At 44.8% G+C, this 26,136-nt stretch carries 29 protein-coding genes and 1 pseudogene; 17 read left to right on the top strand and 13 right to left on the bottom strand.

The features are described from left to right. The first annotated feature begins 49 nt into the window (after positions 1-49). From CI957_RS08540 to hdrB, 4 genes are read left to right on the top strand one after another with little or no spacing between them, the layout of a single operon-like run. Entirely contained in the window at positions 50-3,658 is a 3,609-nt protein-coding gene (locus CI957_RS08540; RefSeq protein WP_128754646.1) for a hydantoinase B/oxoprolinase family protein, read from the top strand. After that, the gene (locus CI957_RS08535; RefSeq protein WP_128754645.1) at positions 3,642-4,148 is read left to right on the top strand and encodes a M23 family metallopeptidase; all 507 of its coding nucleotides are present in this window, start codon (positions 3,642-3,644) and stop codon (positions 4,146-4,148) included. Before CI957_RS08540 ends, CI957_RS08535 begins: the two co-directional genes overlap by 17 nt. 8 nt (positions 4,149-4,156) lie before the next feature. Continuing rightward, positions 4,157-4,645 carry a CoB--CoM heterodisulfide reductase subunit C gene (hdrC, locus tag CI957_RS08530; RefSeq protein WP_128754644.1) on the top strand — a complete coding sequence of 163 codons (489 nt, stop codon included), beginning with the start codon at positions 4,157-4,159 and terminating at the stop codon, positions 4,643-4,645. Then, positions 4,642-5,520, top strand: coding sequence for a CoB--CoM heterodisulfide reductase subunit B (gene hdrB, locus CI957_RS08525; RefSeq protein ID WP_096712617.1), 879 nt, complete (start codon positions 4,642-4,644; stop codon positions 5,518-5,520). Before hdrC ends, hdrB begins: the two co-directional genes overlap by 4 nt. 21 nt (positions 5,521-5,541) lie before the next feature. Here the strand turns inward: hdrB and CI957_RS08520 are convergent, their stop codons facing one another. Continuing rightward, positions 5,542-5,691 (bottom strand): hypothetical protein, encoded by a 150-nt coding sequence (locus tag CI957_RS08520; RefSeq protein ID WP_206631059.1) that lies wholly within the window; start codon positions 5,689-5,691, stop codon positions 5,542-5,544. 118 nt (positions 5,692-5,809) lie between these two features. Here CI957_RS08520 and nth point away from each other — a divergent pair, with 118 nt between their 5' ends. After that, the gene (nth, locus tag CI957_RS08515; protein WP_105460731.1) at positions 5,810-6,430 is read left to right on the top strand and encodes an endonuclease III; all 621 of its coding nucleotides are present in this window, start codon (positions 5,810-5,812) and stop codon (positions 6,428-6,430) included. Positions 6,431-6,445: 15 nt separating this feature from the next. Here the strand turns inward: nth and mtrH are convergent, their stop codons facing one another. The 8 genes from mtrH to mtrE are packed head-to-tail and all read right to left on the bottom strand — an operon-like array spanning position 6,446 to position 11,371. Then, positions 6,446-7,402 carry a tetrahydromethanopterin S-methyltransferase subunit H gene (gene mtrH, locus CI957_RS08510; protein ID WP_096712619.1) on the bottom strand — a complete coding sequence of 319 codons (957 nt, stop codon included), beginning with the start codon at positions 7,400-7,402 and terminating at the stop codon, positions 6,446-6,448. Positions 7,403-7,417: 15 nt separating this feature from the next. Next, a complete protein-coding gene (gene mtrG / locus CI957_RS08505; RefSeq protein WP_096712620.1) occupies positions 7,418-7,651 on the bottom strand; it encodes a tetrahydromethanopterin S-methyltransferase subunit MtrG in 234 nt (77 codons plus the stop codon). Between the two features lies 1 nt (position 7,652). Continuing rightward, positions 7,653-7,880: a tetrahydromethanopterin S-methyltransferase subunit F gene (locus CI957_RS08500; protein ID WP_096712621.1), complete on the bottom strand. Its 228-nt coding sequence runs from the start codon at positions 7,878-7,880 to the stop codon at positions 7,653-7,655. 5 nt (positions 7,881-7,885) lie between these two features. Continuing rightward, a complete protein-coding gene (gene mtrA, locus CI957_RS08495; RefSeq protein ID WP_128754643.1) occupies positions 7,886-8,608 on the bottom strand; it encodes a tetrahydromethanopterin S-methyltransferase subunit A in 723 nt (240 codons plus the stop codon). A 1-nt stretch (position 8,609) separates the two neighbouring features. Beyond that, positions 8,610-8,933, bottom strand: a complete 324-nt coding sequence (locus tag CI957_RS08490; RefSeq protein ID WP_072561311.1) for a tetrahydromethanopterin S-methyltransferase subunit B — start codon at positions 8,931-8,933, stop codon at positions 8,610-8,612. After that, the gene (gene mtrC / locus CI957_RS08485) at positions 8,930-9,745 is read right to left on the bottom strand and encodes a tetrahydromethanopterin S-methyltransferase subunit MtrC (protein ID WP_096712624.1); all 816 of its coding nucleotides are present in this window, start codon (positions 9,743-9,745) and stop codon (positions 8,930-8,932) included. The genes CI957_RS08490 and mtrC overlap by 4 nt, the downstream gene beginning before the upstream one ends. A 1-nt stretch (position 9,746) precedes the next feature. Continuing rightward, positions 9,747-10,466, bottom strand: a complete 720-nt coding sequence (gene mtrD, locus CI957_RS08480) for a tetrahydromethanopterin S-methyltransferase subunit D (RefSeq protein ID WP_096712625.1) — start codon at positions 10,464-10,466, stop codon at positions 9,747-9,749. Next, positions 10,463-11,371: a tetrahydromethanopterin S-methyltransferase subunit E gene (gene mtrE / locus CI957_RS08475; RefSeq protein ID WP_096712626.1), complete on the bottom strand. Its 909-nt coding sequence runs from the start codon at positions 11,369-11,371 to the stop codon at positions 10,463-10,465. Before mtrE ends, mtrD begins: the two co-directional genes overlap by 4 nt. Positions 11,372-11,737: 366 nt before the next feature. Here mtrE and CI957_RS08470 point away from each other — a divergent pair, with 366 nt between their 5' ends. The 7 genes from CI957_RS08470 to CI957_RS08440 all read left to right on the top strand — a co-directional run bounded on the left by CI957_RS08470 (position 11,738) and on the right by CI957_RS08440 (position 18,509). Beyond that, positions 11,738-12,541 carry a sugar phosphate isomerase/epimerase family protein gene (locus CI957_RS08470; RefSeq protein ID WP_128754642.1) on the top strand — a complete coding sequence of 268 codons (804 nt, stop codon included), beginning with the start codon at positions 11,738-11,740 and terminating at the stop codon, positions 12,539-12,541. 175 nt (positions 12,542-12,716) lie between these two features. After that, the gene (locus tag CI957_RS08465) at positions 12,717-13,184 is read left to right on the top strand and encodes a DUF5806 family protein (protein ID WP_105460738.1); all 468 of its coding nucleotides are present in this window, start codon (positions 12,717-12,719) and stop codon (positions 13,182-13,184) included. A gap of 198 nt (positions 13,185-13,382) precedes the next feature. After that, positions 13,383-14,657 (top strand): UbiD family decarboxylase, encoded by a 1,275-nt coding sequence (locus CI957_RS08460; protein WP_096712629.1) that lies wholly within the window; start codon positions 13,383-13,385, stop codon positions 14,655-14,657. Between the two features lie 21 nt (positions 14,658-14,678). Continuing rightward, positions 14,679-15,869, top strand: a complete 1,191-nt coding sequence (locus CI957_RS08455) for an aconitase X catalytic domain-containing protein (protein ID WP_096712630.1) — start codon at positions 14,679-14,681, stop codon at positions 15,867-15,869. After that, positions 15,850-16,260, top strand: coding sequence for a DUF126 domain-containing protein (locus CI957_RS08450; protein WP_096712631.1), 411 nt, complete (start codon positions 15,850-15,852; stop codon positions 16,258-16,260). The genes CI957_RS08455 and CI957_RS08450 overlap by 20 nt, the downstream gene beginning before the upstream one ends. Position 16,261: 1 nt before the next feature. Then, complete coding sequence (locus CI957_RS08445) at positions 16,262-17,371, top strand: site-2 protease family protein (RefSeq protein WP_096712632.1); 1,110 nt, start codon at positions 16,262-16,264, stop codon at positions 17,369-17,371. Between the two features lie 13 nt (positions 17,372-17,384). Beyond that, entirely contained in the window at positions 17,385-18,509 is a 1,125-nt protein-coding gene (locus CI957_RS08440) for a TIGR04013 family B12-binding domain/radical SAM domain-containing protein (protein WP_096712633.1), read from the top strand. Here the strand turns inward: CI957_RS08440 and CI957_RS08435 are convergent. Genes CI957_RS08435 through CI957_RS08420 form a run of 4 tightly spaced genes read right to left on the bottom strand, consistent with a single transcriptional unit; the run spans position 18,485 to position 22,285 of the window. After that, positions 18,485-19,189 carry a YkgJ family cysteine cluster protein gene (locus CI957_RS08435; RefSeq protein ID WP_096712634.1) on the bottom strand — a complete coding sequence of 235 codons (705 nt, stop codon included), beginning with the start codon at positions 19,187-19,189 and terminating at the stop codon, positions 18,485-18,487. The two genes, CI957_RS08440 and CI957_RS08435, sit on opposite strands and share 25 nt — an antisense overlap. A gap of 42 nt (positions 19,190-19,231) precedes the next feature. Further along, positions 19,232-19,657 (bottom strand): universal stress protein, encoded by a 426-nt coding sequence (locus CI957_RS08430; RefSeq protein WP_096712635.1) that lies wholly within the window; start codon positions 19,655-19,657, stop codon positions 19,232-19,234. A 55-nt stretch (positions 19,658-19,712) separates the two neighbouring features. Beyond that, positions 19,713-21,524, bottom strand: coding sequence for an excinuclease ABC subunit UvrC (uvrC, locus tag CI957_RS08425; protein WP_096712636.1), 1,812 nt, complete (start codon positions 21,522-21,524; stop codon positions 19,713-19,715). Next, positions 21,521-22,285 carry a ribonuclease H-like domain-containing protein gene (locus CI957_RS08420; protein ID WP_096712637.1) on the bottom strand — a complete coding sequence of 255 codons (765 nt, stop codon included), beginning with the start codon at positions 22,283-22,285 and terminating at the stop codon, positions 21,521-21,523. The genes uvrC and CI957_RS08420 overlap by 4 nt, the downstream gene beginning before the upstream one ends. 138 nt (positions 22,286-22,423) lie before the next feature. On the opposite strand from CI957_RS08420, the gene CI957_RS08415 reads away from it, so the two are divergent. From CI957_RS08415 to CI957_RS10920, 5 genes and pseudogenes are all read left to right on the top strand, one after another. Further along, complete coding sequence (locus CI957_RS08415; RefSeq protein ID WP_096712638.1) at positions 22,424-22,687, top strand: PRC-barrel domain-containing protein; 264 nt, start codon at positions 22,424-22,426, stop codon at positions 22,685-22,687. A gap of 7 nt (positions 22,688-22,694) precedes the next feature. After that, positions 22,695-23,426, top strand: coding sequence for a tRNA(His) guanylyltransferase Thg1 family protein (locus CI957_RS08410; protein WP_096712639.1), 732 nt, complete (start codon positions 22,695-22,697; stop codon positions 23,424-23,426). A 59-nt stretch (positions 23,427-23,485) separates the two neighbouring features. Then, entirely contained in the window at positions 23,486-24,439 is a 954-nt protein-coding gene (locus CI957_RS08405) for a tyrosine--tRNA ligase (RefSeq protein ID WP_096712640.1), read from the top strand. Positions 24,440-24,500: 61 nt separating this feature from the next. Beyond that, the gene (locus CI957_RS08400; RefSeq protein WP_096712641.1) at positions 24,501-25,655 is read left to right on the top strand and encodes a hypothetical protein; all 1,155 of its coding nucleotides are present in this window, start codon (positions 24,501-24,503) and stop codon (positions 25,653-25,655) included. A 336-nt stretch (positions 25,656-25,991) separates the two neighbouring features. After that, positions 25,992-26,136, top strand: a pseudogene (locus CI957_RS10920) (IS5/IS1182 family transposase); the annotation flags it as partial.

Raw genomic sequence — 26,136 nt, 5'->3', positions numbered from 1 at the left:
TATTATAAGCCAGATATAAATAATTTTGCAGGATAATCGCTGTGAAAACATGCAAAATAATTCAAACTCCTGGGACTTCTGGATCGACAGAGGTGGCACATTCACCGATATCGTGGCCCTGAAACCGGACGGGAAACTCCTGACACACAAACTCCTGTCCGACAATCCCGAACAATACGAAGATGCTGCTATAGAAGGAATTCGACAAATCCTGAATCTCGGAAAAGATGAAACCCTTCCTGCAGAAAAAATTGCATCTATCCGTATGGGAACCACTGTAGGAACAAATGCACTGCTTGAGCGCAGGGGAGAGCCTACAGTACTTGTAATAACGGAAAGGTTCAGGGATATCCTGAAAATAGGATACCAGAACCGCCCCTCTATATTTGCACTTGATATAAAAAAACCCGAAGTCCTCTATGAGGAAGTTATTGAAGTCAGGCAAAGATACAGCTCTGACGGAACAATAGTAACTCCTCTGAACTGTGAGGACATCAAAGAAAAACTTATGGAATATTACCATAAAGGTTACCGCTCTGTCGCAGTTGCCCTTATGCATTCATTTCGCTATCCTGCTCACGAAGAGCAAATCGAAAAGATTGCACATAATGCAGGATATACCAATATATCCCTATCCCATCGCACAAGCCCGTTAAGCAAGCTGGTTGCCCGGGCAGAAACAACAGTTGTGGATGCATACCTGTCCCCGGTGCTGGAACATTATGTAAACCTGGTACGCAACAAACTCAATGATCAGAAAAACTCGACTGATCTTTTTTTCATGCAATCCAGCGGCGGACTTGTCGACGGAAACAGTTTCAGGGGCAAAGACAGTATTCTTTCTGGACCTGCCGGCGGTATCGTAGGATCAGCAGAAGTCTGCAGGATGGCAGGGTTTGATCGGGTAATCAGTTTTGATATGGGAGGTACATCCACCGATGTAGCCCATTACAGGGGAGAAATGGAACGAACCCTTGAATCAACTATCTCAGGAACACATCTGCACACTCCAATGCTGAACATACATACTGTTGCTGCAGGCGGTGGATCAATCCTGCATTTTGAAGATGGCAGGTTCCAGGCAGGACCTGATTCTGCGGGAGCCGACCCCGGACCCGCCTGTTACAGGAAAGGAGGGCCACTTACCGTTACTGACTGTAACGTAATGCTGGGCAAGATCAGCCCACAGAATTTTCCCCGCATTTTCGGTGAAAATGCGGATTTATCCCTTGACAGGGAAATTGTTGTGGAAAAATTTTGTGAACTTGCAGAAGAAATAAAGTTGCAAACCGGCAAAAGCATGAATCCGGAAGAAGTTGCCGAAGGTTTCCTGAAGGTGGCAGTGGAAAATATGGCTAATGCCATCAAACATATTTCGGTGAAAAGAGGGTATAATCTTGAAGATTACATTCTCTGTTGTTTCGGAGGTGCAGGAGCCCAACATGCGGGTCTTGTAGCTGATTCTCTGGGAATTGAAAAAATACTGATTCATCCCTTTGCAGGAGTACTGTCAGCCTACGGAATGGGACTTGCAGACAGACGGGTAATCGAGGAGAAGGCTCTGGAAAAGTATCTTGAAGAAGGGATTGAAAAGGAACTGACAGGTGTTACAAAGAACCTTTCTGAAAAAGGAATGGAACGCATGCTTGCCACAGGTGACAGGAATATTGACATCGAAACCGTGGAAAGGGTCCGCCTGAAATATGAAGGTACTGAAACAACTTTTGATGTGCCATATGGCCCTATAGACGAAATGACAAAAATGTTTCACAACCTGCACATAGAACGTTTTGGTTTTGTAAGCGAAAATAGAAAACTGGTAGTAGATTCTGTTTATGTGGAAATTATTGGGAAGAACCAGATACCTGCAGAAACCACCCATTTATTAACAGATAAAAACCCGAAACCTGCATCTTCAAAGGAAGTTTACATGGAAGGGAGATGGCACCGGATACCTTTGTTCACAAGGGATGTTCTCAAACCCGGCAATCGGATCACCGGTCCTGCCCTGATCATGGAAGATACAACTACCATTGTACTGGAACGTAAATGGCAGGCTTGCGTAACAGAACACAATCATTTGCTACTGGAAAAAAAGATGACAAAGTCCAGACCGGATATTGGTACTGAAGTCAATCCTGTCATGCTTGAGATATTCAATAACCGTTTCATGTCAGTAGCCGAGCAGATGGGATACAGGTTGCGCAATGCAGCCCATTCGGTAAATATTAAGGAGAGACTGGATTTTTCCTGTGCAATCTTTGATGGCAGCGGTAACCTTGTTGCAAATGCGCCCCACATCCCGGTACACCTGGGCTCCATGGAAGACGCAGTAAAAGAGGTAATCCGCAATCATGAGAATGATTTCAGCGAAGGTGATACCTACATTCTCAATTCCCCCTATCATGGAGGGACCCATCTGCCCGATATAACCGCAGTTTCCCCGCTTATTAGCAACGGAAAACCACAATTTTATGTAGCATCCAGAGGCCACCATGCGGATATCGGCGGGATTACTCCAGGTTCCATGCCACCATTAAGCAAGAGGATCGAGGAAGAAGGAGTTCTTATTGAAGAATTCAAACTTACAGAGCAAGGAAAATTTCGGGAAGAAGAATTTGTGGAACTTTTCAATCAGGCAACATATCCCCCTCGAAACCCCGACCAGAACATCGCAGATCTCAAAGCACAGATTGCTGCCAACCAGAAAGGAATAGAAGAACTCCGCAAACTTGTTGATACCTATTCCCTGAAAACCATTACTGCATACATGCAACATGTACAGGATAATGCCGAAAGGGCAGTGGAAAAAGTGATTGATATTTTAGAAGATGGAGATTTCGAGTACACACTGGATGATGACAGTAAAATTGCAGTAAGGTTAAGAATTGACAGGGATAACACAAAAGCAACCATCGATTTTACAAACACTTCACCTCAAACAAAAAGCAATTTCAATGCACCGTCTGCAGTCTGCAAAGCTGCGGTACTTTATGTATTCCGGACACTTGTGCAGGATGATATTCCGCTTAATTCGGGCTGTCTCAGGCCTATTACGATAATCATTCCCGATAATTCGATGCTTAATCCTTCATATCCTGCAGCTGTTGTGGCCGGCAATGTCGAAACTTCCCAATACATCGTGGATTGCCTTTACGGAGCCCTCGGTATACTTGCACCGTCCCAGGGAACAATGAATAATTTCACGTTCGGCAATGACAGATTCCAGTATTATGAGACCATCTGCGGAGGGGCAGGAGCAGGCAATGGTTTTGATGGAGAAGATGCGGTTCAGACACACATGACTAATTCTCTGATTACAGACCCCGAAATAATGGAATTACGTTTTCCTGTCAGAATAGAAGAATTCAGTATTCGAAGGGGTAGTGGAGGAGCGGGAAAATTTCAGGGAGGCAATGGCGTGATCAGAAGGATACGTTTTCTCAAAAAAATGAAGGCAGCAATTCTTTCAAGCCACAGGAAATACCCGCCAAAGGGAATGGCAGGCGGAGAAACTGCAAGCACCGGCGAAAACATCTTAAAAAAGAAAAGTGGGCAAACTATTGAACTTTCAGCAGCTGATGAAATGGAAGTGGAAGAAGGAGATGTATTCATAATTAAAACTCCAGGAGGAGGAGGTTATGGAAACAGGGAATGAAAAAAACTGCGCCCTTCAAGTACCGGTACATATACCTGCTGATGGTGAATCGGGTTGTTTCTGGGAAGACAGAAAAGACCGCCACCACTGTGGCATTGACCTTTATGCAGAAAAAGGAACCCCGGTTTTTGCCATAGAGGAAGGGGAAGTTGTAGAAATTGAAATAATGACCTCTTCCTCAATGATAGAGTACTGGAATGAAACCTACCATCTAATAGTACGGGGAAATTCCGGGAAATATTACAAATACGGGGAAATGGGCATGACCATTCCGGAAAAGGGTTCAAGGGTCAAAAAATATGACCGGATTGGAAAAGTCGGACAGGTACTCAACCCTGAGATGATAGATAGCACATCACCCCGATACATCCAGGCACTCAAAGAAAAAAATCCTGCCATGCTGCACCTCAGAAATAATCCGGTCCCACAAACTTCCACAACGAAATGCCTCATCTTTATAACAAATGAAAATCTACTTGCAGGTAGGTGAATATAATCATGGCAGGTACGCCCTCAATTGAGGAGGTTATAGAGGATTTCAATGTCCTGAAATGTATGCAGTGTGGCGTATGCAGTGGTAGTTGCCCCTCCGGCAGGCAGGCCAGTCTGAATGTCAGGCGGCTTGTGCGCAAAATCGGGAAAGACCATACAGCCATTTCCGATGAGACCCTCTGGATGTGTACGACGTGCTACAACTGTCAGGAGAGGTGTCCCAGGGGTATTGCAATTGTGGATGCCATACTCGCTGTGCGAAGTATTGCTGCTCATGAAGGACTGATTCTGGAGCGACACAAGCATGTGGCCAATCTGCTTCAGGAACATGGCCATGCTGTACCTATTGATGACACTCACAGAGAAAAACGCATGCAATTGGGCCTGAACTCCCTGCCTTCCACGGTCCATAGCCATCCCGATGCCCTGAAAGACGTAAAGCGCCTGCTTGCAAGTTGTGATTTCGGGGAAATTACAGGAGGTGAGGAGCAATGAAAATATCCCTGTTCCTGGGCTGTCTTGTGCCCAACCGCTATCCTGGAATCGAAAAAGCCACAGGGATTTGCCTTGAATATCTGGGTATCGACTGGAAAGAGCTGGAAGGCGCATCCTGTTGTCCGGCACCCGGTGTATTCCGCTCGTTCGATGAGCCCACCTGGCTGGCCCTGGCTTCCAGGAACATCACATTGTCGGAGACGGATGAGAGGGATGTCCTGACAATCTGTAACGGTTGTTATGGGTCCCTGGCGGATGCCAATCTCAAACTGAAAAACAACTCTCTCCTGAAAGAGCAGACCAACAGCCATCTGTCACAAATAGGTCGCCATTTTGACGGTACCATTGATGTACGCCATATCATCGAATTCCTGTATTCTGAAATCGGTGTGCAAAAAATAAAAGAAAAAATTGTCAGGCCCCTGGATCTGAAAGTGGCCGTTCATTACGGTTGTCATATGCTCAAACCTTCATCAAGCAGGGCTACTGACAGTGTTGAGCGCCCTTCTGTTTTTGATGAACTGGTGGAAGCACTGGGCTGCACAAGTGTGGATTATCCCGATAAGATGGAATGTTGCGGTGCCGGTGGCGGTGTCAGGTCAGCCCTGGGTGAAACGGCCCTTGCAATCACCGAACACAAACTGGGCAAGATTGAAGAGGCAGGTGTAGATTGCATCGTGGAAGCATGTCCTTTCTGTCACATGCAGTTTGATGCGGGCCAGGTATCCCTTGCAGGCAAAGGCAGGGAATTTGGCATCCCCGTAATTCACTACTCCCAGTTACTGGCCCTCTCACTGGGCTATTCTGCAGAGGCTGTCGGTATAGATCTCAATGAAATGGATTGTTCGGATTTCTGTAATTTACTTGGTAAATAAAAAAGACTGAGCGCCCTGGGCTCAGTAATTGTAGAGGGATGTATAGGTAACTTCCACATCTCCCTTGGCAGGTACTTCCACCTTGAACTCGATGGTGTTTGCATCCTGCTTTGTGTAGGGATGGGATGATTCAGTGATTTCCCAGTCTCCATAGAGGCGTTCCACTATCACAACATCCTCGGTTGTTTCCTTGTAGTTGGAAATCGTGATCTTGTTCGTGTTCCTGTATCTGTTGGTTCTGATTCTCCATCAGGTAAACCTTATTATTTTGCATAACATTGGGTTATCCATGGACACAGAAGAAATATTCGACAGATTGAAACCCCTCTATCCCCATGAATACTTTTCCACTGAAAGGGATCCTTTCTACATATTGATATCAACTGTTCTTTCCCAGCGCACCAGGGATGAAGTTACAGAAATTGCTTCCAGGAGACTTTTTGAGCACTATTCCACTCCAGTCCAGATGGTGGAAGCAGATATAGAAAGTATTGAAACCCTTATCAGGGATGTGGGTTTTTACAGGGTGAAAGCCGGCAGGATAAAAGAGATTTCTCAGATACTTATAGATGAATATGATTCACAGGTCCCTGCTACCATGGATGAGTTACTCAAATTACCAGGGGTTGGAAGAAAGACTGCAAACTGTGTTCTGTCCTATGCTTTTTTGGAAAAAGCAATCGCAGTGGATACTCATGTACACAGGATCTCAAACAGGCTCGGTCTTGTGGAAACCACAACCCCAGAACAGACTGAAATTGAGTTACAAAAACAGATTCCTCTGTCTTACTGGAGAGAAGTTAACGAATTGTTTGTCCAGTTTGGCAAAACGGTGTGCAAACCTCTGTATCCGGATTGTGTGGCTTGTGTAATAGAAGATTTATGTGCTAAAAAAGAAAAGAAAAAGTAAAACCGATCTGAAATATCAGACCAGTTTGTTGATTGGGTGGTTTTCGTCTTCGATCTCAAGACCCAGTTCCTTGGCATTTTCTGCAAGGATGATATCGGTCATTGCGGTTGCCGGGAACACGGTGTTTGTGTTCTCGATTGGACCGAAGAGCTGGAAGTTGGACCCGAGGATCTGTGGCACGAGGTTTGTACCGATGTCTGTAGGCATGTAGATTGCCTTACGCTGCTCCTTGGTCTCGAACTGTTTCTTGTATGTCTTCATCCAGTCCCATGCGGATGCCATGTTGTGGTAACCTCCACCTACAGGCAGGCCAAAGTGGCCCTTTACAGCAATTACTGCACGGATGGATGAACCGGCACCGGCACCAAGGGGAGTTGCTGCAACATCGACAAGAGGTTTTGTGATTCCACAGTCTTTGGCGATATCAAGCATACCCTGTGTCTGACCGGATGCACCCTTTTCGAGTACTTCGATCTTACCCTTAAGGGTGGGGTCAACTGCATTGAATGCAAGTACAATGGATGCTTCAATGTCACTTCTCTTGACCGCTTCTATCTCTTCTTCGTGGATACTTGCGTTGATGGAGTTGTAGATTGCCCTGTCAGCAACACCTATCTCTGTAACATAATCAGCTGCTGCAGCACGGACGTCCCCTGCTGAAGAATCTATCAGGAACGGAGTCTTTTCATCGTACTCAACAAACCAGTCTATGTACTTTTTGATGGCTTCCGGGGTTTCACCCACTATCTGGTTGGCACAGGGGTTTCCTGTAGTTTCTGCCATCTCGAGCATGTTGTCCCAGAGTTTTTCTGCTGCTGGTCTGTCGAATTCTCCTGTATCTTCGTCAGTGACAATGTTGTGCCTATTGTAGAACATTGACCCGACCAGGATGGTTGGGTATTGGCCGGGTTGTCCGCCGAACTTGACATTTCCGACCTCGAATACTTCCTGCTTCTTATCAAATTTGAACATGTTATTACCTCTATTTTAGAAAAGTATCGGTGATATCGAGATATAGAGCAAGAACATCAATATGCCTGCAACTGCTCCATAGAGTATTCCTATATCCCTTCCTACTTTCTTGCCTATCTTCTGTGTGATTTCACTGTTGGCAAACTCGATTTTCTCGTCTATATCATTGAGTTTCTTGAGTATTTCATCAAAATCCTCCGAGTCCACCACTACGGCTGGAATATTGTTATTCGCTTGTTCGTCAGCCATCTTAAATCACCTGCCATACCAATAGTGGTAGTATGATTACCATTATCAGTGCAAAAAGAAATCCGATTGTGAAACCGACTATTCCTGCGGCTGATACACCGGAATCAAGTTTTTGGTTCCTGGAAATCAGCTGGGCCCTGTAACGGATATCTTCGACCACTCGATCAATAGCGCCCATTTTTGGTTCAATGACCATTGGCACGCCTTTTCCATATTCTTCTTCCGCCATATCATTCACCTCCCGAATAATATCAGGCCAAGCAGGGACAATGTAATGGTAAGTCCGATCATTATTCCTTCAATCTTGCCTGCGTGAACACCGGCATGGAATTTATTGAACTCTCCGATCCTGGCCATTTCCCTTTCGATATCAAGTATCCTGCCACGAATTACAGAGAACTCTGATGCCATTGGTTTTAGGCCACCGACTTCTTCTTCCTCTTCTTCTTCACCGCCGACTTCTACCACAAGGGGATCTGCATCAAAAGCACCAGGATCTTTGGCTGCAAGTTCCTTTATCTTACCGGTGATAGTTCCCATGTCTTCAGTACCAATAAGATCGATACATTCGACCTGTTCCTGATACCTCTGTATAGCTTCTTCGGTCAGGTTCTCCACATATGGAATAGCACCACTGGCATTCACGATCCTGTTATCACTGACACCGTTTTTGTGCAGCATTATGAATGCATCACCGGTTATGTGTCCCTTTACTTCAGACCCGGTTACGACCAGATACCTGATATTGGGGTTTGCAATAATATGGGATACAACTTTTTCCAGACCCAGATTCTCTGTTTTACAGGGGCCAACAATAGAAGCTCCTGCATCCAGCATGGGTCCTCCCTCCAGGTGTGAACCCAGGGTAATTACTGCAACACAGTTTTCCGGATCTCCTACCTCGTATTCTCCCTTGAGGATTGGCCATCCGGGTGCTGGTTCTCTCTTTTCTGCCATTTTACAATCCTCCGGTCATGCTAAGCATGTAGATTACAATTGCCAGAATTCCTGAGAATACCAGTCCTACAATGACGCCATAGAACAGGTTGCTGTAGATACCGGCACTGTATGAGGTATTTTCTCTTCCCGGGAAGGAACTTAGAAGTGGCCTGTCCGGGGCGAGGGAATTCACAAGGTCATCTGCAATCTTGTCAAGATCATCTATTCTTTCAACTATTGGATCCATGGAATATTGAATCACATCATCCCGTTCTGCTGCAAGCAGGGATGACATTGGATCCAGTACTAAATGTACTTCAGGTGCAACATGTACCATGCTCATTCCGATTCCTCCTCTTCCTTTGGCAGGAGACCTGTTCCAACCACATCATATGCATCCCTGACAACATAGTTCCTGTACTGGCTGAACGAAACATACCATATGGCCAGTCCGATGACGATTGTGGGGGCAGCGGATGCACCGGCTGAAACTGCAGAGACGATACCGGCCATTATCATTGCAATAGCACCTTTCTCGAATGCAGTGGAAAGGGTCCTGTCCTGTTTTTCATCGGGCCCGAGGTTTGCATTGAACGGATGAAGAATTGCCATACCTCCAGCGATGAAAATCAATGCGATGTAACCTGTAGCGATTACCTCTGTCAGAACCACATCAAACATGAAAGTGCCTGTCATGGCGGTACTGAGGCCTACAATGGCCAGCGTACCGGCACCTGCGATTTCTGTCATGGATTGTTCCATGATTGGAATGCCCATTCCGATTATTCTGTTGGCAAGGGCACCGATTACCAGGCCGATAACCATTGCGGTTACAAATGCAACTATGGGTCCGGCAATACCTCCGATTGCTAGGCCAAACATTGTTGCCACCACTCCCATACCCAGAGCGAGCATACCGATGGAAGGTACACCTGTACCAAGTCCATAACTGGCAACTCTGCGTACTGCAGCTGAGCCCCATACGATGGCACAAATTGCACCGAGGGCGCCTATGAATGAGAAGGCAGGTCCTGCAAACTGTACCATGAAATAGCTCAAATAAATTGCAATAAGTCCGCCTGCTGCTCCGAAAGCGATAAGTTTATTCTGGGGAATTGCCTCTGAGGCACCTCCGCCACTTCCTCCTGCAGACATTTTACAGACCTCCTATTGTAATTACACTTACAATTGCACACATAAATGTGACAATTAAAGATGTTACTACTGCTTTTGGCCACTTCTTAAACTTAGGGTCATGGAATCCTTCGATTGTACCGCCTATGTTGTAAGATGGAATCACAGCGTTGACGAAGAAAATTCCCACTGCAAAGATAGCTGCAAGGCCTATAAAGTCTGCAGAGGCCATACCGTTTGCAATACTCATCAGGGAATAATAGACAAGCGCACCGCCGATACCACCCAGACCTCCTCCAATAATACCACTTACAAATGATACAGTTGGAAGACCGTGTCCTTCGGTACCCTGTGATACATAGATATCCTGCCTGTCCTTTGTGATTGGGTCATAGTCTACCTTTGCTGAAGCCGGGGGGACACCGACACCGTAAATGTATACAAGGTTCCCGATTATCATAGTTACGCCGATCATAATCATTGCACCGACCATACCGGCTGCAAGGATCAGGGCGATACTGTCTGTCAGGTTAAGCATTGCGCCTGCTGTTACAAGTCCTGTAAGACCCGCACCTGCAGCCAGCTGTACTGTACCTGTTCCAATTCCGGTAGCCTGGGCCATTGCCGCGGGGGCACCACCCACAGGTACGAAGTGGACACTTCCGGATACGAGCACTCCTCCAAGTGTGATGAGGATCACGTATAGGAAATTGGCTGCCAGTACTCCTGCAATATCTATCATGCAGTCACCTCTTCATCTTCTTTGTACGGACCGTACTGGTTACGTGCGAAAACTTCCAGTCTGCGGTTTCCTAAGATCAAAATAAGTATGATTGCCAGTCCGGCGATAATTGCCAGCCAGCCAATATTGGCACCCATTGAAGGGTCAAATATTGTAGTAATCCAGCCACTGAGGAATACGGTCATACCAAAAGCCAGTCCTGTTACAGGTCCACCGAATTTGGCGCAGAACCAGGAATTATCGATACCGTTTCTCAGTCCGCACTCTGCTTTTCTCACGATATTACCGGAGTTTGCGGCATTAAGCCCGGATCCGAATTCCACATTCTGGAATTCACGCTCTGCACCATAGTGTACATCCCCTGTAGAAGATCCGATTGCTCCCACTGTGATACCCCATATGAATGCAAGCAGGGTAAGCGGGAAAGGATGTGCCAGGACAGATGTCATGAGATATGACACAACAAGGATACAAAATGTGGTAATGTAGGCAAATCCCATCATAACAGGTACGTGTGAACGGACCATGTCAAGATATATGGGTTGTCTGAATCTTTTCTGACTTGCGCTCCTTCCCAAATATGCAGTTGTTGCGTAAGTGCCGTGTATACCGGCTGCAATGAGAGCTCCAACTGCGATGGCAAAGACCACTGACATACTGTAGGCGCTCATAAGCACCGATGCGGATGCACCTCCGACCGCTGCCAGTAAGGCATTGGAGGGGGGTTCACCTGAAATGGCTTTGTTGAAAATCCTGTGTGGATACATCATCTGGGGTGCCAGCTGTACCTGGGAGTTCGGGTTACTCTGTGAACCGACATCGGATTCCAGATCTTCCGATGCACCGGCGATAGTTGCCGCTGCACCCATTAGTGCCAACACACCCATTCCTATGAGTGGTTCCATATATTTTATCCTCCTTTTAATTAATTATAATAAATCCATGTATTGTTGTAGAACAACTTTTTGGGGTTTGTTCTGTATGTTATGAATTATAACATAGACTCATCTAAGGTGGGTTTGGATTATTTAATATAATTCATAAACCTTTCGGATTTGTCTCCTGAAATCGATTATATTTCCCACATAAAGAGGGATTTGTTCAGCATATCAACAATTGGATCAATATGTTTATCACTTACCATAATTACATCAGAAATCATCAAAATCTAAATTCATATACGCCGTATCAATGGGAATGATGCTTTAACTGAACAGTACCTCTTTGCCTTACCAAAAAGACTATTTATCACTTGCAGAACAGTATTCTATATGATTGGTGCATCTTCCTTTGCAGCCCCGCTGCCCGAACTCGATGAGTATGTTGATTCTGTTGAACTCTATATTCCCAAGCTTGGTGTATATAATGGGAATACACTGGACAGGGAGCGGCTCTCTTCAATACTTGATGATTTGTCCACCTGTGATCTGGAGACATCGATCCATGCTCCTTATTTTGCCGATGTACCAACCTATCCTTCTGATCTTGTGGTTGATACGGCAGCCATGGATAAACAGGATTTCAGACTCATGGAAGAGTCCATTGATCTTGCTGCAGAGATTGGTTCCCATGCTGTTGTCATCCATCCCGGTATCCAGGGGCCAGATTATGAAAAATCTTTCAACAAAATGATTGCAAACCTGAAAGAACTGGCAGCCTTTGCTTCCGACAGAGGTGTGGTACTGGGACTTGAAAATAAGGAAAATACAGCTCCTGATAATCTCTGCTGTGGTGCAGAGGAAGTTGTAAGGGCAGTGCTTGAAGTTGATTCCCCCTCTCTTGGTATCACTTTTGATGTTGGTCATGCCAACCTGACCTGTAGGGGAGATTATGGTCTGCTCAGGCATTTTGCACGACTCTTTGCAGAACATGTTGTCCATGTACACGTTCATGATAATCACGGAAAGTGCACGGGTGATTATTTCGGAGATGCACACCTTGGCCCGGGTGCGGGTTGTATTGATTATACCGTACTTGAAGAATTGTCGGGATTTGATGGAATATTCAATCTTGAAGTCTTTTCTCTGGATGATGTCATTGCGGGAAGGAATAAACTGGATGAAATATTTCCCTGAATTCACGGGATACAGGCCTTCCCTGTAGACGTTTTCTCTAATTTTTTGATTTCATGCATGGATACCTGTGTGCAGAGGGGGATATTTTTACCTTGTTCCATTTTCTTATGGAAAAACTATTAAAACATTACAGCAATGAGTATTATAGTGGTTGCAATACACAGAAGGTATCAGCATGAATAGGTATGAAAAATTCAAGAAAATGGAAAACAAGACATACTCTGAAGTCAACAGGTACCTTAAATCTACAACTCATCTGACCGCGCGTGAATGGATGATTGCTCGTCTCTGTGCAGATTTCAAAAATGTATCCAACCATTCGGAAATGACCTGGATAGGTGAAAACCTGCCGGATATTGTGCCGTTTGCAGAAAGTCCGTATTCCAGGCAGGAAGTATCCAATGCTCATTCAGCCTTCAAGAAAAAAATCAGGCGCAGTGGGACAACTTTTTTTTATGCATATTATGCAGGTCTGATAGACCAGGAAGAAATCCTAACCATGATACATAGCATGATAGATGATATAGGAGAACTGCTCAAGATTGAAGGCGGGAAATTATCCGAATCCCATTCAGAGGAAGTGCAGCTATTGATTGCACAAGTCCTCAAAAATATCAATGAAGCAGAGGGATTTGAGTACTGATATTGTTAGCTATCTGGATTACACACGTGATGCAAAATATATGGTATTTATAATGTCGTATCATTCTCTCAATTGCCGAATATCTGTGGGCTCCTGTCAACCTCCTTTCCATTATCCTGTTTCCCACAATTATCTGAGGGGAGCTCACAACTTTTTAATGGCAATATGTATTTATCATCCCTTTTTATAGTATAACCAATGACCCTCAGAGATTTTATTGACAGGATCCGTACTTCCGGCAGGCTTACCGTAATCAAAGAAAAAGTGAATGCCGAGTACGAGGCACCAATGATTGCAAAAAAGACCGCCGGGCCGGTCCTTTTCGAAAATATTAATGGTTACCGGGCGATCATGAACGTATTGGGAAGCAGGGATGAGCTGGGAGCAATGCTCAATGTCAATAGAAAAGACATTATCCAGAGTCTTTCCAGGATACAGCCTGATGGTGAAATAAGGATTGTGGATTCCTCTCCCACACAAGAAGTTTGTGTGGAGGAAGTGGACCTTTATTCTCTTCCTATAATGACTCATTTTGAGAAAGACGGCGGTCCCTATATTACGGCAGGAATAGTTGTTTCTGAATATGATGGTGTGACAAATGCCTCGATCCATCGCCTGATGGTTGTGGGAAGAAACAAACTGGCTGCACGCCTCGTGCCTCCAAGACATACATATCTTCTGCAAAAGGAGGCGGAGAACAATGGTGATCCATTGCCTGTTTCCATAGTATTGGGCCCTCATCCTGCGGTTGCTTTTGCATCCTCCACACGGGTCGGGGAAGGCAAGGAATTTAATTATGCGGCTTCCCTGATGGGCAATCCTGTGGAACTTTTTGAATGTGACAATGGTGTAAAGGCCCCACATTCCGAAATCGTCATGGAAGGTTACATCTATCCCGAAGAAAGGACAGATGAAGGTCCATTTGTGGATATCACGGGTACCTATGATCTTGTGCGCCAGGAGCCTGTCATAACGGTTACCAAAATATGGCATCGTAAAGACCCCATATATCACGGAATATTACCTGCAGGTCCCGAACACCTGTTGATGATGGGTGTGCCTTATGAACCCCGTATTTACGGGGCTGTCGGAGAAGTTACAAAAGTAAAGAATGTAATTCTGACCGAAGGAGGGTGCTGCTACCTTCATGCCATTGTCCAGATTGAAAAGCAGACAGAGGGGGATGCAAAAAACGCCATAATGGCAGCGTTTGCCGCCCATACCAGTCTCAAACATGTGATTGTTGTGGATGAGGATATAGATATATTTGACAGTAACGACATCGAATTCGCAATGGCAACACGTGTGAAGGCGGATTCAGATGTTATGATAATTCCCGGGGTCCGGGGAAGCTCTCTTGATCCGCGGGGTGCTCTGGACGGTACAACTACTAAAATGGGTATTGATGCCACAAAAGTGCTGGCAGAAAAAGAGAAATTCGAAAGAGCAACGATGCCAAAAAACATTTACTGATCATATTTGAAGGTTTATTATATGTATCTCACACCTGAAGAAGAAAGAATGATGGCAGGGGAAAGCGGCCCTACCCTGCAAAAGGCTATGGAAATCCTGGTCGCACTGGGTGATATCTACGAGGCAGACCGCCTGATTCCCATTAAAAGTGCCCAGATTGCAGGTGTCTCCTATAAAACGATGGGTGATGCCGGTCTGGAATGGATATCCGATCTTGAAGGCAAGGTGCAGGTGCCTTCCATCCTCAACCCTGCCGGCATGGATCTTGAAAGATGGCAGGAGATGGGAATATCTGCCGAATTCGCCGAAAAGCAGCAGGAGATCATCGAAGCATACAGGAATCTGGGTATAGGGGTCCAGTGTACATGCACGCCGTATTACCTGCAAAGTTTCTCGGCAACCTACGGTGATCATCTTGCCTGGAGTGAATCCTCAGCTGTATCCTACGCTAATTCCGTTATCGGGGCCCGTACCAATCGTGAAGGTGGCCCTTCTGCTCTCTGTGCAGCTCTTGTGGGTAAAACCGCAAACTATGGCTATCATCTGGATGAGAACAGGATACCTGAACTCATGATATCCGTGGATTGTGAACTGGATGCTTCGGATTATGCAGTCCTGGGATATATCGCAGGCAAAGCAGCAGGTAAACGTGTGCCTCTATTCAAGATGCGATCTACACCCCACAGGGATCAGCTCAAAGCACTGGGTGCTGCAATGGCTGCATCCGGCGCAGTAGCCCTCTATCATGTGGACGGTGTAACTCCTGAAACCTGCAGGAAAGATTTCGAGCCACCCGCGGAACAATTGACGATTGAAAAAAGCCAGATAGATGAAGTATATGAAACAGTATCAGGTGATGGGATTACAGAATGTGACAGCGCTGCTGTGGGTTGTCCTCACTGTTCACCGGAAGAACTGGAAGATGTTGCTGCAAAGCTTGAAGGTAAGGTTGTGGACAACAATGTCTGGATATTTACTTCCAGGGAAGTTGCTGTATCCAATCCCAAGATAGTAGAAAGTATCGAGAGAAGTGGTGCAAAGGTCCTCTGTGACACATGCATGGTGGTCTCCCCTGCAACCGATAAGTTCTCTCACATGGCAGTAAATTCCGGAAAAGCCTATGCCTACCTGCCTGGAATGTGCAAGGTGGCCGCAACAATTGCCAATATTGAGAAATGCATGGAAAAAGGGGGTGGAGCCCATTCGGATTAAAGGCAGGGGTATCTCAAAAGGAAGTGCTGATGGTGAAGTATTGCTTTCAGAAGACCCAATCTCATTTCTGGGCAACGTAGACCCGCAAACAGGTAAGATTGTTGATCCGGAGCATTGTCTTTTCGGTAAAAATATAGCTGGCAAGGTATTGGTATTTCCACATGGGAAAGGCTCAACAGTGGGTTCCTATGTAATTTACCAGCTTTTCAAAAATGGTGTTGCTCCGGTTGCAATGGTAAACCTGGAATGTGAACCGATAGTAGCTGTGGGAGCGATCATATCCGAAATTCCTCTGGTTGATGGTCTGGAAAGTAATCCATTTGAGATGCTGAAGGATGGTATGCACGTGAATGTAGACGGAAATGAAGGCTGGCTGGAAACAAAGGAGTAAGATGGGTTTAAAACGGAAACCTTCAGTAGACCCTCAGGTCAAACAGCTTATTGACTGGATGTATCTTCAGGTAAGTCCTTTTTTCAGGGTATATGAGGTGAACTACCATGCCGGGTCGGTCTATTTCTATGGAATGTCACGGGTTAGCCGCAAGATCATACAGGAATCCCTCACAGTGCAGTTTGCCTCCAGGGGTTACAACCTTGCTATCGAATCTAAGTTAGGGGAAGAGGTAATTGCAGCGGTTCCCTTCAAACAAGGAAAAGACAGAGTCTGGATAAACGCTGTGCTGGCAATAGCCACTTTTTTTACAACCATGTTTGCCGGTGCAAGCATGTTTGGGGCAGATGTAATTGCAGATCCGATCTCTGCTTTTGAAGGTTTGCCTTTTACTATCGCTATAATGGGTGTGTTGGGTTCACATGAGATGGGGCACTATCTCGCAGCTCGCAGGCATGGCATGCAAACTTCCCTGCCCTATTTTATTCCCTTTCCCTCCATAATCGGAACAATGGGGGCGGTTATCAAACACAAAGGAATGATACCGGACAGGAAATCCCTGTTTGATGTGGCAGTTTCAGGCCCCCTTGTAGGGCTTGTGGCCTCAGTAATTGTAACGATCATAGGTTTGATGCAACCCCCGCTGGAGTTCTCTCAGGCACCCGGGACCCTTATGATAGACCTGCAGATGCCTCCCCTATTTGCCTTCCTGCAATGGCTAATGGGTTCCAGTGGTCAAACCATTCACCCTGTGGCTTTTGCCGGCTGGGTGGGCATGTTTGTCACCCTGCTCAACCTGCTACCTTCGGGCCAGCTGGACGGAGGGCATGCCATGCGTGCAATGCTTGGTGAAAAAGCGAAATACATTTCTTCAGCAATGCCGGTTATACTCGGATTGGTAGCCATATATATAGGCACTGTAATGGGACAGAATGCCGGAATCTGGTTTTTCTGGGCGGTTTTACTGTTTCTTTTTGCTACCGCAGGCCATCCCCGACCAATGGAAGACAGCCATGAACTTGACGGGAAAAGGATGTTACTGGGAATAGTTACCTTCGTGTTGGGCCTGTTGTGTTTCACACCGGTTCCTTTTACTGTAGTTACTGTTTAAGGAAGTGAATTGAATGGATATAAATCTCCGATGGCATCGAAAGAACTCATACAGTCTGGCGACGCTTTATCCCTTGCTTGAAAATGCCGATTTTGTCAGGCATCCGGTTGACGGCATAATGGTGTACAGCTTTTCCACCGCACAAAAAAGAAACATATTTAGGGAAGTATCCTCTTCAAACACCGATTCTGTCTATATAGCAGGAGGGCCGCATCCATCAGGATCAGTGGAAGAAACTCTTGGGTTTTTTGATTATGTGGTGATAGGGGAGGGAGAAGAAACCCTGCCAGAACTTGTGGATACCCTGCAGATGGGTGGAGATATTTCAAAAGTAGCCGGCATCGCCTACAAAAAAGAGGGTAATATTGTGTATACGGCTGCCCGGCAACCGGTAAACCTTGATGATTATCCCTGTTTTGACTGTGATGGGCCCCGATCGCCAATTGAAATCAGCCGGGGATGTCCCTGGAATTGCAAATATTGCCAGACTCCCAGACTTTTAGGTCACAAAATGCGTCATCGAAGTATTGACTCCATTGTTCGTTATGCACGCTGCTACAATGACCTGAGATTCACCTCTTCAAATGCTTTTGCCTACGGGAGTGACGGAATTCATCCAAGGCCGGATAAGGTGGAAAAATTACTTGCCTCCCTTGCAGAACTTGAGGGAAAGAACATTTACTTTGGTACATTTCCTTCGGAAGTGCGTCCTGAATTCGTGTCCGAGGATGCCCTGGAACTGGTAGATAAATACTGCACAAACAAAAGCATAAGCCTGGGTGGCCAATCAGGCAGTGATAGGATACTCAGGCAAATTCGCAGGGGACATAGCAGTGAAGATATCTTTAATGCCGTTGAGCACTGTGTGGACAAAGATATAGTGCCGATGGTGGATTTCATATTCGGTTTTCCCGGTGAAAACGAAGAGGACCAGCGAATTACCCTAGATATGATCAACTGGATAATCAGTAAAGGTGGCAAGGTGCGGGCTCATTACCTGACTCCACTACCTTCGACTCCCTATGGAAATATAGTTCCTGCACCGATTGAACCGGATGTAAATAAACTTCTGGGTAAACTGGCACTGGATGGGAAATTGACAGGAAAATGGGCTCAATTTTTATATGCAAGATGGTGAGTATGAAATTGTCCGCAATGGTACACGTTAACGACAATTTCTTTTCCTGAATTGTATTTTTTCATCTGTCTTTCGTATTGTCTCTGGGAAGGTTTGAGTTTATTTTCCCTGAAATAGGAGAGCAGGGTAGTAAGGAAATCTATTCGGTGCTGCAGGAATCCGGTTTCATATTCTAACACATCTTTTGCTATCTGCATGGCGTCCTTCTCAGTCATTTCACAGTGGTAGTAACCGTGTTCGTTCAGGCCTGCTACATATCTCCACAGGAGTTTGCCCCTGCTGTTGGGTTCGCGATTGAGCATATACGGATATATGCTGCATATGGCGGGCCTCTGTGTGTATATGGCACACAGGTCATCTTCTCCCAGGAAAGCACAGGTCCCGTCATCCTTGTAGGTCAGGGCATACCCCTGTACATAGAAATTGCCCTTGTTATCACAGTAATCAAAATAAGGTGCAGGTGTAATTTTTGAAGAATCAACCATCTCGATTCTCTCAACATCATTCTCAAGCAGGAAAACATGGTCATTGTAATCGCGGGTGCAACAGCGTGTACACCTGCTGCATTCAAAACCCACATCTTTGATTATATCAACCAGTTCTCCAAAAGGATATGCCTCTACAGCAGAGAGGTCTGATCTGGTCTGTGAGAGCTCTTTACTTATCAAAGTTATCTGCATCACCTGGGACTAACCGCGCTGGCATAGTATTTAAGAATATTTTCAACGGACTACATATACAGGTTTTTTGGAATTGCGTATCACCTTCTCCGCAACACCGCCAAGCAGGAATTCTTTGGTGCTCTGCTGGCCCTTGCAACCAATGACGATCATATCAACACTCTTTCGTTCAGCAAAATCCATGATCTCATCTGACGGATATCCTTCCAGCATTTTTGTCTCGCAGGACAAACCCTTCTCTTTTGCAATAGCCATTGCCTTCCGGAATGTGTCTTTGCCCATCTCCTCCAGCACCCGGCTAGAAGGACTCCAGGAATCAGGATTTGACAGAAGGGATGAACCGGGATGTACCACATAAACTACGTAAATACTACTATCCAAACTCTTTGCAATTTCCATCCCCGCTTCAAGCACCTGTTCCGAATAGCCGGAACCGTCAACGGAAATAAGCATCTTGGTGTAACTCATTATCTAATCACCCTTGCAGTTAATTAGGACAGTATTTTTTATATAACTGTCGTGCTCATTTTTGTTCCCTGAGCTTTTCGGCAATACGTCTTGCAAGTTCCTTTCCGATTCCCTCAATTTCTGCGACCTCTTTTTCCTCAGCCTGTCTGATCTTTTCCACAGAGCCGAAATGCTGCAGAAGTTCTTTCTTTTTCTTCTCCCCGATACCTTCAATCCCATCCAGCTCGGAATGGGAAAGTCTCGCTGATCTTCTTTTCCTGTGGGAAGCCACTGCAAACCTGTGTGCTTCGTCCCTTACCTGCATGAGTATTTTTAGTGCAGGCGATTTTTTTGGCAGAATCAGCAGTTTACGTGGATGGTTTTCAGGAAAGATTATGTGCTCGAATTTCTTGGCAAGGCCGATTATAGGTATATTCATCTGTAGTTTTTGCAATTCCCGGTTTGCGGCATTGACCTGTCCCTCTCCCCCGTCGATAAGTATGAGGTCTGGCATGGCTTGTTTGTCCTTTTTATGGGAATATCGCCTGCCAACTGCTTCGGCCATCATGGCAAAATCATCAATTCCTTCAACACTTTTGATATTATAATGCCTGTAATCCGCTTTTGACGGTGTACCGTTTTTGAATACCACCATCGAAGCTACCGGATCGCTTCCCGATATGTTGGATATGTCAAAACCTTCTATGTGTCGCGGCAGGGTGCCAATTCCCAGTTTTTCCTGCAGAGCCTCGAGCCCTTTCAGTGTTCCCTCTTTTTTTGCCTTCTCCGTGTTTGCCCTTTCTCGGGCCATTGTGGCATTTTTCATCGCCATATCAAGGAGTTTTTTCTTTTCCCCTATCCGGGGAATGTTCAGGGTGACTTTCCTGCCAGCCTTTTCAGACAGCCATTTCAGGATTACTTTTTCCTCCGGTGGCATTTCTGGCACAACAATTTCGGGAGGTACAGGGGAATCCTGGTAGTATTGTTTGATGAATTCGGCAATAATTTCAGAGGACGTACTTTTCCCCCGGTTCAGTTCAAAATCCGCCCGTCCCACCATGCTGCCGTTTCTCACGTAGAAGAGCTGCACGTAGACATCCTTTTCATCCACATGTAACCCGATTACATCCCTGTCATCGATTCCTGCAGTTGTCCTTTGCTGTTTTGCAAGTTCTTTTAAGCCCTCAATCTGGTCCCGGATAACCGAAGCTGCCTCATATCGCTGCTTTTCTGCGTATTCCTGCATTTGCTTTTTGAGTTTGCCCAGCAGGTCACCGGTGTCCCCCCGGAGGTACTTTACTGCCGCCTTCACATTATCCCTGTATTCTTCTGCATCCACATCTCCTGTACAGGGTCCCATGCAGCGATTTATATGATAATTCAGGCAGGGCCTTTTCTTTTGTGTGGGATTGCCGTGACACCTGCGGATTTTGAAGATCTGGGATATCAGGTCAAGAGTGGTGCGCACTGGCTTTACACTGGTGTATGGGCCAAAATACACAGCATCGTCCATTAACCTGCGTCTGACCAGGTATATGCGCGGGTATCTGGAATTGATGGTTACCTTCACATAGGGATAACGTTTGTCGTCCTTAAGGCTGATATTGTACCTGGGCCTGTTCTTTTTGATAAGGTTGGCTTCCAGAATAAGGGCTTCAACTTCTGTGGATGTAACTATGTATTCTATATCCCTGATCTTGCTGACAAGAACCTTTGTTTTTTGGCTCTTGTTTTTGTCAGTCTGAAAGTACTGGCTGACCCTTTTCTTCAGGTCCCTAGCTTTACCGATGTAGATTATGGTATCATTTGCATCCTTCATCAGGTATACGCCGGGCAGGTGGGGAAAATCCGATATGTCCGGATGTCCCGGCACAATATTTTCACTCATTTCTGTGGTGTACACCCCTTAAAGCAATGTTCAATAAACCTGTCATATGTAATCTCCAGGATAGTTTCCAGATTCACTATATCTTGCCTGTTGTACTCAAGAAGCAGGTCAAGGGCTTTTTCATTCCCTTTTTCATATTCTTTCCACAGGTGCACGGCTTCAAAACCATCCATTCCTTCAGTTTCTTCGGAGCGGTTAATTCCCAGCATGTGTTCTATATTTTTGAGTCCGCCTTTAAACCCTATTCTCCTTAAAGGATACATAAGATCGGTATGCATTTGTTCCATTGTGATCTGTGGGAACTCTCGCTGTATGAAAGGAAGGTCAAAACGCGCACCATTAAAAGTTACCAGGAAATCGTATTGTTCCATCTCCTGCACTATTTCTTCCAGATTTATGCCCCGCACGAAACTTTTCACATCTTTACCGTTATAAACTCCAATGACAGTTATTTCAGAGGATGCAGGTGAAAGCCCTGTGGTTTCAATATCCACGTAGGCTACAGAGTCCGAAAAATTACGGAATCCTCTCCAGTGTTCGGATGTAGGTATCGATTTTGCAAAATAAGGAATATCGCGTATCTCAAGTTTTTCGATGGAGTTTTCAATTTCCATTGCAATTTTATCTTTTTTGGAACCCGGGAGGTTTATTGCGCTTTTATTCTGCAGGAATTCATTCCATGTCGTAATTCCACCGGACCATATCTTCCTCTCGGTTTCTTTCCCGATGCCCGGGATATGAATATAAGTACTTGTAAGCATTAATGTCACCAATATTTTATATGATGGATTCAGCTCATGTAATTAAATTTGCCAGAATATATATCATTTAAGAAAATGTATTTATATATATGACCAACGTAAATTCTTATACAATATACAACTATAACAGGGGATAACATGCGCGCAGATATTACATCACTCTTTGGGTTAAACGTATATACCAACCTCGGTACTTATGTGGGTAAAGTTGATGACCTTGTAATGAATGTGGAGGAGGGGGTAATAAGTGGTCTTGCTCTTTCTGACATCAGTCGTGATTTTTTCGATGTTCCTACAAAGGGTGTCATAATTCCCTATCGCTGGGTAATCACAAGCGGGGACATCGTTCTTATCAGGGATGTTGTCAGCAAATTCAGGAATAAAGAGAAAGAAGAAGACTGATCATCTCATGAAAGAGCGAGAGATCTATGCTGATTTGCGTTGTGTGTCTCCGGTAATTCTTCGAGTAGATGGCAGGAACTTCCAGCATACCCTGAAAAAAGAAGGGTTTGAAAAACCCTATGACCTTTTCTTTGCCACCTGTATGGCCGATTCAATAGAGCTGTTTTTCAAAAAAAGCAACATGAACCCGGTTTTTGCGTACACTTTTTCTGATGAGGCAAGCATTGTATTCACGGATCTGCCCTTTGACAGAAGAGTGGAGAAACTTGATTCGGTTGTACCTTCTTTTTTGAGCAGCTCTTTTACCCTTTTTTCAGGAATTGAGGAACCTGTGGCCTTTGACTGCCGCGTGATTCCTGTATGCAGTGGCCAGTTTACCGAATATATGCAGTGGCGACAACAGGAAGCCTGGCGCAATTTTGTTAGTTCTTATGGTTATTACACTCTTATAGATGAAGGTATTGACAGAAAAAGTGCAGCTTCGATCATGCATGGCAAAAAATCACAGGACATACATGAGATGATGTTTGAAAGAGGCACAAATCTGGCAAAGAAACCTGCATGGCAAAGGCGAGGTGTGGCTGTATACAGGGTGAAATATCCAATAGAAGGGTATAATCCTCTTCTGGAGGAAAAGACACGTTCCACACGTTCACGTATCTACCAGGATTGGGATTTGCCTCTTTTCAGTACAGAAGAGGGAGATAATTTCCTCAAAAGACATATATCTCTGGATTGAATAGAGATTGCACAATTATTGACCTTATTATCAGTTAAATTATCTTATGCGGTGACTCCATGGACAGAATAGATCTTGTTAAAAGGAATGCTCAGGAAATTGTTACAGAGAAGGAACTGGATGAACTGATGGAAGCAAAAGCAGAGCCTTCTGCCTACACCGGTTACGAACCAAGCGGTAAGATACATATGGGTCACGTGCTTACCGTAAACAAATTGATCGACCTTCAGAAGGCCGGCTTCAATATAACGGTACTCCTTGCAGATGTGCACGCTTTCCTGAATCAGAAAGGTACTATGGAAGAAGTAAAACAAATTGCTGATTATAACAGGAGATGCTTTCTTGCACTGGGGCTTGACCCTGATAAAACCAATTTTGTTTATGGTTCGGATTTCCAGCTGGGTGAGGAATATATGCTCAATGTACTCAGACTCACCTGTACTACTTCTCTGAACAGGGCCCGCCGCAGTATGGATGAGGTAGGAAGAACAATGGATGATCCGCGGGTTTCCCAGATGGTCTATCCGATAATGCAGTCTATTGATATTGCTATGCTTGATGTTGATGTAGCTGTAGGTGGTATCGACCAGCGTAAGATACACATGCTTGCCCGTGAGGGACTGCCTGGAATGGGTTACAAGGCACCGATATGTCTCCATACTCCAATCCTGCTGGGACTTGACGGTGATAAAATGGCATCTTCCAGAGGCAATTATATTTCTGTGGATGATGATGAGGCAACCATCAAGAAAAAGATGAAAAAAGCTTTCTGTCCTGCTGGTGAGATAGTTGATAATCCTGTGTTACAGCTCTTCCGCTACCATATATTACCCCGTTATGAAGAGGTCGTGTTTGAAAGGCCTGAGAAATTTGGAGGCAATCTTACATGCAATGGTTACGAGGAACTTGAAAAAATCTTTGAAGACGGGACCCTGCACCCAATGGACCTTAAAAACGGTGCTGTAAAATACATGAGCCTGTTACTTGCACCTGTCAGGGAAGTTCTCCTGTAAATCCCCACGATAACATATATAATGTTTGCAGGCAGATATTTAGCATTAAACCGGGGGAAACATGAAATATACATTTCAGGATTCTACTGATCTGCCTGTACAGCGGGATTTCATTGAGGATTTAAAGAACTTTGTGGATGCCTGTTCCAAAGTTCTTCCTGTAGAAAAGGAAGCGATTGAAAAAAATGAAAATTATTACAAAAATATCGGTTCTCTGGAAAAAGCACTGGAGGAACTGAATAGTTCCAATGATAAAACTGTGGAATGTGTCAAATCCCTGGATTCTGATTTTGCCGGCCACTATCTGGATGAATATAAAAAATCAGTCCTGGAAGCCTGTGACAGAGCTGTACATGAAGGCTTGGAACAGGTAAACCTCTCTATCGAAAAGGAAAGAAATGACTATAACAAATTCATGAATTCTATCGGCAGTCAGGTCCTTTCTATGTTGAATCCTCTTTTTGAAGGCGGAATTTATGGTTCTCATGAAAGTTATTCCATGGAAGCTGAAAATGGCCATTTAACCGGCAAGAAGGTCTCAACTTTTGGGTCAATGCAATCTTTCTTTGAATTGGGTTATAACAGGTCTTCTGTTGCGGTAAAAGATCTGATTGATACCCTTTTTATCCCTACGTGGACAAGAACCGGATTAATATCCAAGGAAAAAAAGATCAAAATGGAAGACCTGTCCGAGTATTTACTGAAATCGTTTGAGTATGATGGCAAGGAGCACGTGGACGCCTCTTTCAGCAATAAAAAGGCAGACCATTCGCTGAGAATTATTTCAGACGGCGATGAGTATTCCGTGATTTTTGATGATACTGATATTACTGCAGACCCTGCGCTTTTTAAATCAATAACCCTCGAAGAGATTGATTCACTTGTCAATAATCTTGTGGGATTTGCCCGGTCCAGTATTGCTTCCCGCAAACTTGTCAATTTGATGGCCGGTGATGAGAATGCCATTTACAGTAATGAGATATTTGACTGCTTAAAGGCTGTTGCAGAACAGTATTCAGACATTATAACCCAGTGTCGTGAAAGGGGATATGTGAAAGGTGAAATTACCATCAAGATTGAGCAAGAAGATGGAACACGCACTGAAAAGTACGTGGATCGCAGCGAAATTTTCAACCGTCTTTCTGAGCTTGGTAGTGAAGGATTGGAGATTGCAGGTATTCTCGGGGTTGAATCTTCCAAAAGCAATTCACATTAATTTTTCTTGTGGTCAGGCATAACATTTATTGCATTCTCAAAAATAGAATTTATAATTATCTGTTATTATTAAATATTAATTATGCCGATATGGCCATTAATGAACTCATAAATAATAAGTCTACAGTTTAAGGAAACACTGCCTGTATCACTTCCTTGGAAGTCTTCTATCATTCGATATCCATGAGTGTATAATTTTGATTAATATTCCTATAGAGATTTCTGATTAACTCCTCCCCTCACCCAAACTAAACAACAATATTTATATTCTATCAAGATAAATTTAGTTATATGAGTACTTTCAGTAATTTCACCCTGAAACACAGAATATGACCGTTTGATAGCTGGTGGTGACAAACTATATGATAATAGACAAGTTGATCGACTGGAAACCATTTCGTCCCATACTGGAATCTATGTATATCAACAGGACAGACAAAGGTGGTCGACCTGAAAATGATGTTGTAATGATGTTCAAAATG

It is taken from the genome of Methanohalophilus sp. WG1-DM (assembly GCF_004104135.1).
Classification (GTDB): Archaea; Halobacteriota; Methanosarcinia; order Methanosarcinales; family Methanosarcinaceae; genus Methanohalophilus; species Methanohalophilus euhalobius.
The sequence above is the reverse complement of the archived record's forward strand: the minus strand, read 5'-3'. Positions and strand labels throughout refer to the sequence as shown.